This is a genomic window from Micromonospora sp. IBHARD003 (genome assembly GCF_056106285.1).
Genome location: NZ_JBWBBX010000001.1, coordinates 4,676,669 through 4,693,235, shown reverse-complemented (window position 1 = coordinate 4,693,235; position 16,567 = coordinate 4,676,669). Strand labels below are relative to the sequence as shown.

Annotated in this window: 8 protein-coding genes; 1 reads left to right on the top strand and 7 read right to left on the bottom strand. The window is 71.1% G+C overall.

The window, feature by feature from the left end; all coding sequences use genetic code 11:
• Nucleotides 1-140: 140 nt before the first annotated feature.
• From tmk to ACTWOL_RS20870, 7 genes are all read right to left on the bottom strand, one after another.
• Nucleotides 141-3,323, bottom strand: coding sequence for a dTMP kinase (tmk, locus tag ACTWOL_RS20900; protein ID WP_474298289.1), 3,183 nt, complete (start codon nt 3,321-3,323; stop codon nt 141-143).
• A gap of 202 nt (nt 3,324-3,525) precedes the next feature.
• Nucleotides 3,526-6,366 (bottom strand): type I DNA topoisomerase, encoded by a 2,841-nt coding sequence (gene topA, locus ACTWOL_RS20895; protein WP_474298288.1) that lies wholly within the window; start codon nt 6,364-6,366, stop codon nt 3,526-3,528.
• A gap of 1,002 nt (nt 6,367-7,368) precedes the next feature.
• A complete protein-coding gene (locus tag ACTWOL_RS20890) occupies nt 7,369-8,886 on the bottom strand; it encodes a DUF7059 domain-containing protein (RefSeq protein WP_474298287.1) in 1,518 nt (505 codons plus the stop codon).
• Between the two features lie 237 nt (nt 8,887-9,123).
• Nucleotides 9,124-9,789, bottom strand: a complete 666-nt coding sequence (locus tag ACTWOL_RS20885) for a hypothetical protein (protein WP_474298286.1) — start codon at nt 9,787-9,789, stop codon at nt 9,124-9,126.
• A gap of 244 nt (nt 9,790-10,033) precedes the next feature.
• On the bottom strand, nt 10,034-12,430 hold the full coding sequence (locus ACTWOL_RS20880; protein ID WP_474298285.1) for a sodium-translocating pyrophosphatase: 2,397 nt from the start codon (nt 12,428-12,430) through the stop codon (nt 10,034-10,036).
• A 294-nt stretch (nt 12,431-12,724) separates the two neighbouring features.
• Complete coding sequence (locus tag ACTWOL_RS20875) at nt 12,725-13,174, bottom strand: ATP-binding protein (RefSeq protein ID WP_474298284.1); 450 nt, start codon at nt 13,172-13,174, stop codon at nt 12,725-12,727.
• Between the two features lie 176 nt (nt 13,175-13,350).
• Nucleotides 13,351-13,704 carry an STAS domain-containing protein gene (locus ACTWOL_RS20870; RefSeq protein ID WP_003967428.1) on the bottom strand — a complete coding sequence of 118 codons (354 nt, stop codon included), beginning with the start codon at nt 13,702-13,704 and terminating at the stop codon, nt 13,351-13,353.
• Between the two features lie 142 nt (nt 13,705-13,846).
• Here ACTWOL_RS20870 and ACTWOL_RS20865 point away from each other — a divergent pair, with 142 nt between their 5' ends.
• Nucleotides 13,847-16,276 carry a DEAD/DEAH box helicase gene (locus ACTWOL_RS20865; protein WP_474301213.1) on the top strand — a complete coding sequence of 810 codons (2,430 nt, stop codon included), beginning with the start codon at nt 13,847-13,849 and terminating at the stop codon, nt 16,274-16,276.
• Nucleotides 16,277-16,567: the final 291 nt, after the last annotated feature.

The following is a 16,567-nucleotide window of genomic DNA, read 5'->3' as shown; positions in this document are numbered from 1 at the left end:
AGGGGTCGGACAGCTCCGGCGGCCTGTGGACAACTCCCGGATCACACCCCCGGATCACCAGGGCTTGTGGACAACCGGATCACCCTCGCGCACGCGGACCGGTGCGCCCGCACCCCGGCCACGCGCCTCAGCGCCTGCCCTCAGCGCCCGCCGCGCCGCCTGCCACCACCCTCGGTGTCGTCACCGTCGTCGCGCGGCCCGAGCAGCTCGTCCGCGAGCGTCGGCAGGTCGTCCAGCGGAGTCTGCTCGGCCCAGTCGGAGCGGCGCCGCGGCTGCCCCTGCTCGTCGACCTGCGGCAGTTCGCGCGTACGGTCGGCGGCGCCGGCATCCGGCTGCTCGTCCCGGAAGATGCCCGGCGGCACCCGGTCCGCCGGATCGGAGTGCCGGACGGAAGGCAGTACAGCGGTCTCGTCGGCCGGGGCCCCGGCCGACTCGTCCCGCACCGGAGGAAGCACCGCGGTCTCGTCGGCCGACGGGGCCGCGGCCGCGTCCGGCACCGCGGGCAGCACGGTGGTCGCGGCGTCGTCCTGCTTCTTCATGTCGATGCGCGGGCGCGGCGTCTCCACCGTCTGCGTCATGTCGCCGGCACCGGGCGACACCGTGGGCGTCGGCACCGTCGTCTCGGTCGCCGAGGCTTTCGAGGTTTCGGGCGCTTCCGGCGCTTCCGGCACTTCCGGGGCAGCAGCCGCGGCGGCCGCGGCCGATGCCGCCTCCGCCGCCCTGCGCGCCTCCTCCGCCCGCAGCAGGGCTTCCTCCGCCTTGCGCTGCCGCTCGCGGCGGCGCTCGTCGGCCTCCACGCGCAGCCGGGTCTCTTCCTCGGCCTGCCGACGCCGGCGCTCGGCCTCCTCGCGCTGGGCCTTCTCCTCGGCCTCCCGCCGGCGGCGCTCCTCTTCGGCCAGGCGCCGTGCTTCCTCGGCGCGCTGCCGGGCTTCCTCCGCCTGCCGCTCGGCCTCGCGCTGGCGGGCCTCCTCGAGCTCGCGGCGCTTGCGTTCCTCTTCCTCGGCGCGCAGCCTGGCCAGCTGCTCCTCGCGCTCACGCGCCAGGCGCTCCTCTTCCGCCTTCCGGGCCGCCTCTTCCTCGGCCTTGCGGCGGGCCTCCTCCTCGGCGGCCTTCCGCGCCTCCTCCTGGGCCCTCACCTCGGCCTCGGAGAGCGGAAGCATCTGGTCGAGCCGGTGCCGTACGACCGTGGTCACGGCCTCCGGTTCCTGGCCCGCGTCCACCACCAGATAGCGGCCGGGGTCGGCCGCGGCCAGCGTGAGGAACCCGGCCCGCACCCGCTGGTGGAACTCCGCCGGTTCCGACTCCAGCCGGTCCGGCGCCTCGGTGAAGCGCTCGCGGGCGGTCTCCGGGGACACGTCCAGCAGCACCGTCAGATGCGGTACGAGACCGTCCGTGGCCCAGCGCGAGATACGGGCGATCTCCGTCGGCGACAGGTCGCGCCCCGCGCCCTGGTAGGCGACGGACGAATCGATGTAGCGGTCGGAGATGACGATCGCGCCCCGCTCCAGTGCCGGGCGGACCACCGTGTCGACGTGCTCGGCGCGGTCCGCCGCGTAGAGCAGGGCCTCGGCGCGGTTCGACAGGCCGGCCGACGACACGTCGAGCAGGATCGACCGGAGCCGCTTGCCGATCGGCGTCGCGCCGGGCTCTCGCGTGACCACGACCTCGTGGCCCTTGGCCCTGATCCAGTCGGCGAGCGCCTCCACCTGGGTGGACTTGCCCGCGCCGTCGCCGCCCTCTATGGCGATGAAGAAACCGGTCGCCGACGGCGCCTGCAACGGGTCGGCTCCGCGCCGCACGGCATCGGCCAGGTCGCGGCGCAGCGGCACACCGGAGCGGTCGTCCGTCTTGGCGAGGACGATCGCGGCGACGGGCAGCAGCAGCGCGCCGGCCAGCATCAGGGTGAACGCGGCACCGCGGTGCGCGAAGACGAAGTCGCCGCTGGCGAGGCGGTGCGGGCCGATGGCCGCGGCGAGCAGGGGAGCCGCGACCGCGGCGAATCCGATCGAGACCCGGACGACGGCCTGCAGATGCTCGGTGACCCGCGGTCGGCGGTACTCCTCGGTCTCCAGATCGAGGAGGGCGTGCCCGAGGTGCGCGGCGACGCCGGCCGCGAAGCCCGCGAGCACCGCGATGAAGAGCACGGTCGCCGTGTCCGGTACGAGTCCGAGCGCCAGCAGGGCGATTCCGGTGACGGCGATCGCCAGGGCGAGCAGCCGGCGGCGCGACAGCGCGGGCAGCACGGACTGGGCCCGGCGGATGCCCAGTCCGGTGCCTCCGGTCAGGGCCAGTACGAGCAGGGCGAAGGTGACGGGGCCGCCCCCGAGGTCCCGGGCGTGCAGTACGGCGACGGCCGCGGCGGCGGCGATCGCTCCGGCGACCGAGGCGCAGGCGAGGACGAGCAGCGGCACCGCGCCGGTACGCCCCTTGTCGAGGCCGTTTCCGGTGGACGGGCGGCGCAGACCCTCGAGCGGGGAGCGCGGGCGCGGGGTCGGCGCATCGGGCAGTTCGACGGCGTACAGGACGGACATCGACGCGGCGAAGAGTCCGGCCGCGACGTACGACCCCAGGGCCGCCTGGTGCAGCGAGAACCACTCGATGCCCGAGCCGAGCAGATTGCCGATCAGCGTGGCGGCCAGCAGGACGGCGGCACCGGCGGGGATCACCGCGAACGAGGTGCGCAGGGAGAGCCTGCGCAGCGCGTCCTGCCGGTCCGGCAGCGGACGTACCGCCGCGCCTTCCGGCGGCGGGGCCGGCAGCAGGGCGGGAGCGGCGCTCTCCCGGGCGACCGTCCACAGGCGCTCGGCGACCCCGGCGACGAAGACCGTGGCGAGTACGTACGCCAGGGCGCTGTCGGGCATCCAGTCGATCCACAGCGGGGCGATGACGAGCAGGGCGATCCGGACACCGTCGGCGCCGATCATCGTCCAGCGCCGGTCCAGGGGGCCGCTGGGTGCGGTGAGCGCGGTCAGCGGCCCGAGAAGCACCGCGCCGAAGAGCAGCGTGGCGAGGATGCGTGCGCCGAAGACGGCCGAGACGGCGAAGGCCGCGCCGCGGTAACCACCGCCGAAGGCGCCCTCCACGACGGCGGCCTGCAGTGCCAGCAGGACCAGCACCAGGAGCGCGAGAGCGTCGCCGATACCGCCGACGAGCTGCGCGCCCCACAGCCGGCGCAGTGCGGGGATCCGCAGGAGCGCCCGGACGGCGCGTTCGCGTGAATCCGCGGCAAGGGCGTCCGTACCGGATGATCGCTGGGCGTCTGCCGTGGCTGCTCCGGGGTCGGGGGTGGCGTTCTGTGCCGTTGGCTGCTCGGCTCGCGTCATCCGCCCAGCCTATCCGGAGCGGCTGACTCCCCGGAGACCCCGTCCGAACAAACGGGCGGCGTATCCGTGCCGAGTGAACGGCGCGGATGTGAAGGGCCGCGAAAGCACCGCCGGGAGGGCGTGGAACGGGCACGCCGGGGGCAGGCCGGACACCGCACAGGGGCCCCTCGTCGATGGCCCCTGTGCCTGCGACGATGCGCCGCTACTCGTCCCCGGCGGACGCCGCCTTGCCGGCCGTGGTCTTCTTCGCGGCCGTCGCCGTCGTCTTCTTCGCCGTCGTCTTCTTGGCCGCGGTCTTCTTCGCTGCGGCCGTCGTCTTCTTCGCGGCGGTCTTCTTCGCCGCCGTCTTCTTGGCGGGGGCCTTCTTCGCGGCCTTCTTCGCCGGTCCCTTCGCCCGCTTCTCGGCAAGCAGCTCATAGCCGCGCTCGGGCGTGATGGTCTCGACGCTGTCGTCGGTCCGCAGGGTCGCGTTGGTCTCGCCGTCGGTGACGTAGGGCCCGAAGCGGCCGTCCTTCACCACGACCGGACGCTCGCTGACCGGGTCCGTGCCGAGCTCCTTCAGCGGCGGCTTGGCCGCGGCCCGGCCGCGCTGCTTCGGCTGGGCGTAGATCGCCAGCGCCTCGTCCAGCGTGATGGTGAAGAGCTGGTCCTCGGACTCCAGGGAACGCGAGTCCGTGCCCTTCTTCAGATACGGGCCATAGCGGCCGTTCTGGGCAGTGATCTCGACACCCTCGGCGTCCTTGCCGACGACGCGCGGCAGCGACATCAGCCGCAGTGCGTCCTCCAGGGTCACCGTGTCGAGCGACATCGACTTGAAGAGGGAGGCCGTGCGCGGCTTCACCGCGTTCTTGCCGGTCTTGGGCGTGCCCTCGGGCAGCACCTCGGTGACGTACGGCCCGTAGCGCCCGTCCTTGGCGATGATCTCGTGGCCCGTCTGGGGGTCCTTGCCCAGCTCGAAGTCGCCGCTCGGCTTGGCGAGCAGTTCTTCCGCGAGCTCGATCGTCAGCTCGTCCGGGGCGAGGTCGGCGGGGACGTCGGCGCGCTGGTGGCCTTCCGTCTCCTTCTCGCCGCGCTCGACGTACGGGCCGTAGCGGCCGACCCGCAGCACGATGTCGTTGCCCACCGGGAAGGAGGAGATCTCACGGGCGTCGATGGCGCCGAGGTCGGTGACGAGCTCCTTGAGGCCGCCGAGGTGGTCGCCGTCGCCGTTGCGGGCTTTGGCCGCGCCCTCGCCGGGGCCGCCGGTGCCCTCGCCGAAGTAGAAACGCTTCAGCCACGGCACCGCCTGCGCCTCCCCGCGCGCGATGCGGTCGAGGTCGTCCTCCATCTTGGCGGTGAAGTCGTAGTCGACGAGCCGGCCGAAGTGCGTCTCCAGCAGGTTGACCACGGCGAAGCTCAGGAAGGACGGCACCAGCGCCGTGCCCTTCTTGAAGACGTAGCCGCGGTCGAGGATCGTGCCGATGATCGACGCATAGGTCGACGGGCGGCCGATCTCGCGCTCTTCGAGCTCCTTGACCAGGGTGGCCTCGGTGTAGCGGGCGGGCGGCTTGGTGGCGTGGCCGTCCGCGGTGATCTCCTCGGCCGTGAGCCGGTCGCCCTCCGCGACCTGCGGGAGGCGGCGCTCGCGGTCGTCGAGCTCGGCGTTCGGGTCGTCCGCGCCTTCGACGTACGCCTTCATGAAGCCGTGGAACGTGATCGTCTTGCCCGATGCCGAGAACTCCGCGTTCCGGCCGTCGGAGGCAGTGCCGCCGATCCTGACGGTGACGGAGTTGCCGACCGCATCCTTCATCTGGGAGGCGACGGTCCGCTTCCAGATCAGTTCGTAGAGGCGGAACTGCTCGCCGGTCAGCCCGGTCTCGGCCGGGGTGCGGAAGCGGTCGCCCGAGGGGCGGATGGCCTCGTGCGCCTCCTGCGCGTTCTTCACCTTGCCGGCGTACGTACGCGGCTTCTCGGGCAGGTAGTCGGCGCCGTACAGCTGGGTGACCTGCGCCCGTGCCGCCGTGACGGCGGTGTCGGAGAGCGTGGTCGAGTCCGTACGCATATAGGTGATGAAGCCGTTCTCGTACAGCTTCTGCGCGACCTGCATCGTGGCCTTCGCCCCGAAGCCGAGCTTGCGCGAGGCCTCCTGCTGGAGCGTGGTCGTGCGGAACGGCGCGGCGGGCGAGCGGCGGTACGGCTTCGACTCGACGGAGCGGACCGAGAACGCGGCGTTCTCGAGCGCGGCCTTGAGGGCACGCGCGTTCGCCTCGTCGAGATGGAGGACCTGGCCGCTCTTGAGCCGTCCGTCCGGGCCGAAGTCGCGGCCCTGGGCGACACGCTGCCCGTCGACCGAGGTCAGCCGGGCCGTGAACGCGGCCGGATCGGAGGCGTCACCGGCCCGGCCGGTGGCGAACGTGCCGGTCAGATCCCAGTACTCGGCGGAGCGGAAGGCGATGCGCTCGCGCTCGCGCTCGACGACGAGGCGGGTGGCCACGGACTGGACCCGGCCCGCCGACAGCCGCGGCATGACCTTCTTCCACAGGACCGGGGAGACCTCGTAGCCGTAGAGACGGTCGAGGATGCGGCGGGTCTCCTGGGCGTCGACCATGCGCTTGTTGAGCTCACGCGGGTTGGCGACGGCCTCGCGGATCGCGTCCTTGGTGATCTCGTGGAAGACCATCCGGTGGACGGGGACCTTGGGCTTGAGGACCTCGAGGAGGTGCCAGGCGATCGCCTCGCCCTCGCGGTCCTCATCGGTGGCGAGGTAGAGCTCGTCGGATGCGGCCAGCTGCTCCTTGAGCTTTCTGACCTGCGCCTTCTTGTCGGCGTTGACGACATAGATGGGCTGGAAGTCATGCTCGACGTCCACGCCGAGACGCCGGACCTCGCCGGTGTACTTGTCGGGGACCTCTGCGGCCCCGTTGGGAAGGTCGCGGATGTGCCCGACGCTCGCCTCGACGACAAAGCCGGGGCCGAGGTAGCTCTTGATCGTCTTCGCCTTGGCAGGCGACTCGACGATGACGAGTCGGCGGCCGCCCTGTGCGGTCTCGCTGGTCGGGGACAACTTCGCTCTTCTCTCCGGTCGACGCTCGGTGGGCACGTACGGGCGCGGCATACGGCGTACGGGCCGTACCGCCACTGCTGTCGCTGCGGAGTGTGACGGTACAACCCGCCCCCGTGTCAAACGGCAAAAGCTCGCAACGGCCACTCGAACGGTAACCCGAGTCCAGGCATTCCTGCCGCCCGGACCGTCACGTCGGATGTCAGGACGAACCGGAAGCACGATGCCTCGGGTCCGATTCGGGGCCGCCCGGAACGCCGGATACCGGCCGTGGGGAAGGCGGCACCGAAGACGTCGGCGAAGGTGCGGCAGTGGCCGGGACCGCGCCGTGCACGACCGGGGCGCGATGCAGGGGCCACGCTCCGGTCCGCGTCGGCAGTATGGCTCCGAGCAGCGCGAATGTTCCTGCCGGGAAGATCGCCGGGCTGTCTTCCCCGCGCTCCTCGATCTTCTCGGTGCGGCCCCGGGGCCGCACCCGGGGGGTCTCGGAGGAACCCCGGAGAGCCGGGGCCGGTACTTCGGGGTGGCACCGGCACGAATCTCCGGTGAACGCGGTGAGGGTTCACCCGGGCGGCGCCAGGGCGCGCCGGGGTGGCGAGGGTCACTGCTCCGCCGCCCGGGCGGCGCAGCAGTGAGCCGCCCCGAGGCTCGTGTCCGGATCGCATCGGGGTCGCGCCGGGATCGCGCCGGGGTCACCGGAAGAGGAGGGACCTCTTCCGGCGGATCTCCGTCGTCCTCCGTCACGCCCGTGTCGGCCTTCGCCGCAGCTCGGTCGGGCTTCCCCGAACGCGGCGACGGCGCCTCGATGCGGCCGCACGCATGTCTGCCCACCGTGGACCGGCGTTCGAACAATGGCCGAATTCACACGGGCGGCCGCGTCGGCACACGGAGCTCGACAGGACGCCCGGGACGAAGCCTGGGACGAGACCGGGGACGGAGCCGGTGATCGGAAGAGGCGTTGGAACGACCGGGCCTGACCGGGGGCGATACAAGGTGACCGATTACTTACTCCATGACCGGGACCGGGTCCAGGAAACCCTCCCCCACAAGGAGCCTGATCGCCTGGGGCGTCCGGTCACGCAGCAGCACCGGGTCCTCACCGAGCAGCTGGGCGATGGCATCGAGGATCCGCCCGGCGTCGAGCGTCCCGTCACAGACCCCGGCGAAGCCCGCACCGACGTGGTCGACCCTGGTGGCCCGGCGCATGCCCCGGTTCTGCCGCAGCACGACGTGCTCGGGGTCCTCCGCGCCGGGCAGGCCCACCTGCTCCTGCACCACCTCCGGGGCGAGGACGAAGGCGTCGGCGAGCAACGCCGCGTCGTCGTGCGTCCGCAGATAGTCCTGCCGCTCGAAATGGGCCCTCACGGTCTCGCCGAGGGGCTGCTCGACAGGATGCGGCCACTCCTCCACGACGATCGAAGGACGCTGCGCCGCCGTCTTGCGGAGGGTGATCCAGCCGAAACCGACCGCCTTGGTCCCGCGCGCCTCGAACTCGTCCAGCCACGCCTCGTACCGCGCCTCGTACACCTCGGGAGCGGTGCGGTGGTCGCCGCTGTCGCGCAGCCACAGCTCCGCGTACTGCGTCACGTCCTGCACCTCGCGCTGCACGATCCAGGCGTCGCAGCCACGCGGCACCCAGGAACGCACGCGCTCCTGCCACTCCTCCCCCTCCACGTGCTGCCAGTTGGCGAGGAACTGGGCGAAGCCCCCGTCGTTCAGCCGCTCCCCCGCCTGCTGGACGAGCGTGCGGCACAGATCGTCCCCGCCCATCCCGCCGTCCCGGTAGGTCAACCGGGCGCCCGGAGAGATGACGAAGGGGGGATTGGACACGATCAGGTCGTACGTGCCGGAGGCGACCGGCTCGAAGAGCGAGCCCTCGCGGAGATCGGCCTCGGGCGCGCCGGACAGGGCGAGGGTGAGGCGCGTGAAGGCCAGTGCCCGCGGGTTCAGATCGGTGGCCGTGACACGGGTCGCGTGCCGGGTGGCGTGCAGTGCCTGGATCCCGGACCCGGTGCCCAGGTCGAGAGCGGATGCCACCGGCGTACGGACGGTGATCCCGGCCAGCGTGGTGGAGGCACCGCCGACGCCGAGCACCATCGCCTCGTCCCGGCCGCTCGCGCCTCCGGCTCCGCCGACCGCACAGCCCAGGTCGGAGACGATGAACCAGTCCTGGCCCTCGGGACCGCCGTACGGACGGACGTCCACCGCCGCCCGGACGCCGTCGCCGTCTTTGGTCACCCAGCCGTCGGCGAGCGCCTCGTCCCAGGGCAGCGCGGCGCGCGCACGGTCGTAGGGGACGGTCTGCTGCAGCAGGAACAGCCGCACGAGCGTCTCCAGCGGGGAGTCCCCGCGGGTGGCGCGCACCGCGGGCACGGTCTCGCTGCGGGCGAGCGCGGCGTAGGCGGGCGCGCCGAGAAGTTCGAGCAGCCCGTCGGCGGTGAAATCGGCGGCGAGCAGGGCTGCGCGGAGCCGGGCGGACTGGTCGGGCACGGGGAGGCCTGCGGGGATGCTGGTCGTACTCACGCGCCCATTCTCGCCCGCGGGCCCGGCTGCCACTCCTGTCCCGCGCACCCGGCCGTGGCAGGCGTATGCATCACGCCACCCGGGCCGTGCGGTACCCGGGTGACGGACAAGCGGCGGCGAGCGGCCGAGCAGGGACCGGGCACGGCTGCCGTGCGGTGGCCCGGACGGCCCGGTGTCCGGTCGCCCGTCGGTCCCGACGGCCCGGCGTCCCGGTGTCCCGGCCGACGGGAGCGGACGCTACCCGCCCGAGGACTTCGGCGAAGCGGGGGACTTGGACGGCCCGGTGGCGTTCGACGGCTTGGCCGCAGGCTTGGAGGCACCCGCGCCCGGATTGCCGGACGCCGTCACCGACGGCTTGACCCTCTGGCAGCCGGGCTGCTTGGCCATCGCCTGCCCCAGCTGGCCGGACTGCAGCTTCCCCAGCGCGTCCTGGTCCATCTTCTCGATCTTCGCCAGCCCGTCCGCGACGCTCTGCAGCCCGTCGGCGAACTTCTGCTGGTCCTTCGGGTTGAGCGCGTCGACCTGCTTCTTCAGGTTCAGATAGGCGGTGGCCGTGGCGTTGAGTTCCTTCACCGCGTCCTGCTGAAGCGTCGCGCCGTTCTCGACGGGCGGAGTACCGGCCGCCTCCACCGCCGCGGCCAGGGACTTGTTGGCGGCGGCGATGTCCTGGAAAGCCTTCGAGTCGGAGGCCTGGATGTCGGCCGGCTTGCCGTCGGCAGCGGTCGAGATGATCGTCTGCTGGGCGTCGGCCCTCTTCTGGATCTGCGGCTGCGCCTGGTCGCAGACCGTCTTGGCCCAGGCGGTCACTTTGCCGTCGTCGTCCTCGCTGCTGCAGCCGGACACTGCGAGCACGAGTGCCGCGCAGCCGGACAGCGATGCCGCGAGCTTCTTGTTCACCTTCACCGGATCGGTCCCTTCCAAGGCTCTCGGCCCCGGAACATACACGCCAAGAGGACGACAATCGCACGGGAGCCGTTCCGTATGGGGGACTTTGTAACCATTTGCACCAAGAGATACGAGGCTCTCATCACGTTGTGGTCTTTCACATGCCGATTCGGTGCACTGAGACAGGAACGGGCGGACGACGCGTCAATGCGCGCCGTCCGCCCGTGCCTTGAGCCTTGCTTCGTGCGGGCGTGATGTCCGCCTACGAAACGACCGCCGGATCCGGCGACTTGGCCGAACGCTCGGCCGTGTTGTCCTCGTCACCCACGGCCACGGAACGCCGCTTCGACACGAACACGGCGCCGAAGATGACCAGCAGGGCGATCGCGGCCACCACCGCCCGTACGCCCGCGTTGGCGTCGTCGCCGTAGGTGAACTGGACCACCGCGGGAGCGATCAGCAGCGCCACCAGGTTCATCACCTTGAGCAGCGGGTTGATCGCGGGGCCCGCGGTGTCCTTGAACGGGTCGCCGACGGTGTCGCCGATGACCGTCGCGGCGTGCGCCTCGCTGCCCTTGCCGCCGTGGTGACCGTCCTCGACCAGCTTCTTGGCGTTGTCCCAGGCACCACCGGAGTTGGCGAGGAAGACGGCCATGAGGGTGCCGGTGCCGATGGCGCCCGCGAGATAGGCGCCGAGCGATCCGACGCCGAAGGCGAAGCCGACCGCGATCGGCGCCATCACCGCGAGCAGGCCCGGGGTGGCGAGTTCACGCAGCGCGTCCTTGGTACAGATGTCGACGACGCGTCCGTACTCGGGCTTCTCGCTGTAGTCCATGATCCCGGGGTGCTCGCGGAACTGCCGGCGCACCTCGTAGACCACCGCACCGGCGGACCGGGAGACCGCGTTGATCGCCAGCCCCGAGAAGAGGAAGACGACGGCCGCTCCGAGGACCAGCCCCACCAGGTTGTTGGGCTGGGAGATATCGAGGCTCAGGCCCATCTCGCCGGCCCTGGCGCCGACATCGTTGACCGCGGAGGCGATCGCGTCGCGGTACGAGCCGAAGAGCGCGGCCGCGGCGAGCACGGCGGTCGCGATGGCGATGCCCTTGGTGATCGCCTTCGTGGTGTTGCCCACGGCGTCGAGGTCGGTAAGCACCTGCGCGCCCGCACCCTCGACGTCGCCCGACATCTCGGCGATGCCCTGGGCGTTGTCGGAGACCGGGCCGAAGGTGTCCATGGCGACGATGACGCCGACGGTGGTCAGCAGACCGGTGCCGGCGAGGGCCACGGCGAACAGCGCGAGCATGATCGAGGTACCGCCGAGCAGGAACGCGCCGTACACCCCGAGGCCGATCAACAGCGCGGTGTACACGGCCGATTCCAGGCCGATGGCGATACCGGTGAGCACGACGGTGGCCGGGCCGGTGAGAGACGACTTGCCGATGTCGCGGACGGGACGGCGGGTGGTCTCGGTGAAGTACCCGGTCAACTGCTGGATCAGGGCGGCCAGCACGATGCCGATCGCCACCGCCACGAGCGCGAGGACACGCGGATCGCCCTCGTGCGTGAGGATCGCGGCATCGGTGACACCGTCCAGGTCCGCGTACGACGACGGCAGGTACACGTACACGGCGACGGCCACCAGCACCAGAGAGATCACCGCGGAGATGAAGAAGCCCCGGTTGATGGCGGTCATCCCGCTGCGATCGGCGCGCCGCGGGGCGACCGCGAAGATACCGATCATCGCGGTGACCACGCCGATCGCCGGAACGATCAGCGGGAAGGCCAGACCCAGATCACCGAAGGCGGCCTTGCCCAGGATGAGGGCGGCGACGAGCGTGACGGCGTAGGACTCGAAGAGGTCGGCCGCCATGCCCGCGCAGTCTCCGACGTTGTCGCCGACGTTGTCGGCGATGGTGGCCGCGTTGCGCGGGTCGTCCTCGGGGATGCCCTGTTCGACCTTGCCGACGAGGTCGGCGCCGACGTCGGCGGCCTTGGTGAAGATGCCGCCGCCGACACGCATGAACATCGCGATGAGGGCGGCGCCGAGACCGAAGCCCTCCAGAACCTTCGGTGCGTCGGCCGCGTAGACGAGAACCACACAGGACGCGCCGAGCAGGCCGAGGCCCACCGTGAACATGCCGACCACACCGCCCGTACGAAAGGCGATCTTCATGGCCTTGTGTGCGACTGCTGTCAGATCCTTTTCCGGCTCGCCTTCGGCCGGGGTCGCCTCACGCGCGGCGGCGGCGACGCGCACATTGCTGCGCACGGCAAGTCGCATGCCGATGTATCCGGTGGCCGCCGAGAACAGCGCACCCACCAGGAAGAACACCGAACGTCCCGCACGCTGGGACCAGTTGTCGGCCGGCAACAGCAACAGCAGGAAGAACACCACGACGGCGAAGATCCCAAGGGTGCGCAACTGCCGTGCCAGATAGGCATTCGCGCCTTCCTGGACGGCAGCCGCGATCTTCTTCATGGAATCGGTGCCTTCGCCGGCCGCCAGGACCTGGCGTACCAGCAACTGCGCGACGACCAGCGCCGCCAGCGCAACTGCCGCGATCACAATGACGATCATCCGGTTTTCGTCGGTGAGTACCGCGGCAGCAAGAGAAAGGGGGTGGTCGGTCGGGTGTGGGTTGAGGAGCCCCGCCATTCGTCCTCCTTGACGTCAGAGCTCAAGATGTGGACGGATTGTAGGGAGCGGAACCTGATCAAAACAGGGCGCGGCAAATGGAATTGACCTTTGTCTGCTCCTCAGCAAAAGATCGCGTTCCGAGATTCCCACCGAAAGCAGTAATGGTGCAAGAGCATTGACTCTTGATCCATGATCTAGATAAATGAAAAAAGGCCCTGCTCAGCAGGGCCTGTCGGATGAACGATCACACGGCGCCGCGTCAGCGCGGCAGGAACGCGGAGGCAGGCGGACGCGCCTGCCGGGTCAGGATGGTCACGAAGCGATCGTGGCCGGATTGATCGGCCAGCTCATCCGGATGACGCCACCGTCCGATCCGGAGGTCACCTCGACATCGTCGACGAGCCCGCTGATGACCGCGAGGCCCATCTGGTCCTCGCCGTCGCCGTCCGTGCCGTCCTCGGCCCCATTCGCGGAACCGGAAGCGGCCTCGTTCTCGCCGTCTGCGCCCGCGACCGGCACCTCGTCCACGACCTGGATCGAGAACGTCTTCTCCTCCTCGGTCAGCAGAACGCGCACGGGAGCGGTGAGGCCGTTGATGCGGTGCAGCCCCACAGCCCTGCTGCACGCCTCGCCGACGGCGAGCCTGACCTCGTCCAAGACGGCCTCGTCGACCCCGGCCCGGCGTGCCACGGCAGCGGCGACCAGACGGGCCGTCCTGACGTGCTCGGGCTGAGCGCTGAAGCGCAGTTCGACGGTGGCCATGCGGTCCCCCTTGGACGTACGAGCGTGCGAGCGTGCTTCTCGGGGGCCCGGGCTTGCGCCCGGGTACCCCTGCTCTCCTCAGGAAGTCTCCGGATCTGCCCGGAGTCACCGAGGCTTCCCGGAAGCCTCCGGACCCTGAGGAACGGTCCGGAGGTCTCCGCTGCCTCTCGTCCGACTCAGTCGGTCGCGGCGACGGCCTCGTCGACCGTCGTGTGGATGGGGAACACCTTGGTCAGACCAGTGATCCGGAAGATCTTGAGAATGCGCTCCTGGTTGCAGACCAGGCGCAGAGAGCCTTCGTGTGCACGCACACGCTTGAGACCGCCCACCAGCACGCCGAGGCCGGTCGAGTCGAGGAAGTCCACACCCTCCATGTCGACAACCAGGTGGTAGCTGCCGTCGTTCACCAACTCGACCAACTGCTCGCGCAGCTTGGGCGCGGTATACACATCAATCTCGCCACCGACCTCGACGACCGTACGGTCGCCACCGGGGCCGGACACATTGCGAGTCGACAGGGACAGGTCCACGGATCCTCCAGCACCTTGCTATCGAGCGGTCGCCCCTCGGGTCTCCCCGACGGAGCCAGGGGGCGCATCGCCAGCCGCGATGGCATTCAATCACTTACCAGCAGCCATGCACGACGCCTTGGGACCATTGTCCGTCACGCCGGTGACACACTCGGTGCCGATGGCCAAGAATCACCGTTCCAGACGACCCGCCGAGAGCGGGGAGACCCGCCCCTCCCCCGGTACGGTCCTCGACCGGCTCGCCATGGGGGCGGGCCGGGCTGCGCGCATCACTCATACGGAGCACTTGCCCCCCAGGCCGGGTCGCCATGCAGTCTGGCCCCATCGCATCCGTGCGGAAGTGGTGGCCGCGATCGAGAAGGCAGGGATCGAACACCCCTGGGCCCACCAGGCCGCCGCCGCCGAACACGCGCTGGACGGCGAGTCGGTCGTGATCGCCACCGGCACTGCCTCCGGCAAGTCGCTGGCCTATCTCGCCCCGGTGCTCAGCACCCTGCTCGACGGCGCCGAAGCCCCCAACGGACGCGGCACCACGGCCCTCTACCTCGCCCCGACCAAGGCCCTCGCCGCCGACCAGCAGCGCGCCGTGAAAGAACTCGCCGCGCCGCTCGGCAACCGGGTGCGACCAGCCGTGTACGACGGGGACACGCCCGTCGAGGAACGCGAGTGGGTACGCCAGTACGCGAACTACGTGCTCACCAATCCGGACATGCTGCATCGCGGGATCCTCCCGTCGCACCCCCGCTGGTCGTCCTTCCTGCGCTCGCTGCGCTACGTGGTGATCGACGAGTGCCACACCTACCGGGGCGTCTTCGGCTCCCACGTGGCGCAGGTGCTGCGGCGGCTGCGCCGGATATGCGCCCGGTACGGCGCCGACCCGGTGTTCCTCCTCGCCTCCGCCACCGCCGCGGAACCGGCCGTGGCGGCGCAGCGCCTCACCGGTGTGACCGTCACCGAAGTCTCCGACGACGCCTCGCCCCGCGGTGAGCTCGTCTTCGCTCTGTGGGAGCCCCCTCTCACCGAGTTGCGGGGCGAAAAGGGCGCCCCTGTCCGCCGTACCGCCACCGCCGAAACCGCCGACCTCCTCACCGATCTGACCGTCCAGGGCGTGCGTACGGTCGCGTTCGTGCGCTCCCGGCGCGGGGCCGAACTGATCTCCGTCATCGCCCAGGAACGCCTGGCCGAGGTCGACCGCTCGCTCGCCCGCAGGGTCGCCGCCTACCGCGGCGGCTATCTGCCGGAGGAGCGCCGCGCCCTCGAGCGGGCCCTCCACTCGGGTGAGCTGCTCGGGCTGGCGGCGACCACGGCCCTGGAACTCGGCGTGGACGTGTCAGGGCTGGACGCGGTGGTGATCGCGGGGTATCCGGGCACCCGGGCCTCGCTCTGGCAGCAGGCAGGGCGCGCCGGCCGTTCCGGGCAGGGTGCCCTCGCCGTGCTGGTCGCCCGTGACGACCCGCTGGACACCTTCCTCGTCCACCACCCCGAAGCGCTGTTCCGGCAGCCGGTCGAGTCCACCGTCCTCGACCCCGACAACCCGTACGTCCTCGCCCCGCACCTCTGCGCGGCAGCCTCGGAAACACCCCTGACGGAGGACGACCTTGCTCTGTTCGGCCCTGCCGCGACGGAGCTGCTGCCCCAGCTGGAGAGCGCCGGGCTGCTGCGCAGGCGCACCACGGGCTGGTACTGGACGCGCCGGGAGCGCGCCGCCGACCTCACGGACATCCGGGGCGAGGGCGGAAGGCCGGTCCAGATCGTCGAGGCGGCGACCGGACGGCTACTCGGCACCGTCGACGAGCCCGCCTCGCACACGGCCGTCCACGAAGGCGCCGTCCACCTCCACCAGGGCCGTACGTACCTGGTGAAGCGGCTGGACCTGGAGGACTCGGTCGCCCTCGTCGAGGAGGCGAACCCGCCGTACTCCACCACCGCCCGTGACACCACCTCCATCTCCATCCTGGACACCGACACCGAGATCCCCTGGGGAGCCGGACGGCTGTGCTACGGCTCCGTCGAGGTCACCAACCAGGTCGTCTCCTTCCTCCGCCGCAAGCTGATCACCGGGGAAGTGCTCGGCGAGACCAAGCTCGATCTGCCCCCGCGCACCCTTCGCACCAGGGCCGTGTGGTGGACGGTCACCGAGGACCAGCTGGATGCCGCACGGGTGAATCCCGAGCAGCTGGGCGGCGCCCTGCATGCCGCCGAGCACGCCTCCATCGGACTGCTGCCGCTCTTTGCCACCTGCGACCGCTGGGACATCGGCGGGGTCTCCGTCCCACTCCACCCGGACACGCTGCTGCCGACGGTCTTCGTCTACGACGGCCATCCGGGTGGCGCCGGCTTCGCCGAGCGGGCCTTCCACACCGCCCGTGAGTGGCTGGACGCGACCCGTGAGGCCATTGCCTCCTGCGAGTGCGAGTCGGGCTGCCCGTCCTGCATCCAGTCCCCCAAGTGCGGCAATGGCAACGAGCCGCTGCACAAGCGCGCCGCCGTACGCCTGCTGACGGTCCTTCTGAGGGACGCCCCGGCCGAAGGCCCACCGGCAGGCCCGGAGGCTCCCACGGGGCGCTCCTGAGCCCGCTGCGGGCGATTAACCGCGACCTCGGCCCCTTCCTCCTCCTTCCTCGCTCCCAGGGGCCTCCCTCGACGTTCCCCGGGTGTGCTCCCTCATCCGGACTTCGCCGCCACGGAAATTCCGGAATTCCGGAGGCCCTGGGCCACATGGGTGACGCGGGGTCGTCCGGGCGCCCTTGGGTGGCACGGGCCCTCCGCCCGGGACCCGGTGGCACGGCCACGAGCCCGGGTGCGAGCACGAGCCCGGCGAGCTCAGCGGGACATGGGAGTCGCAGGGCCCACCGGCTTCCCT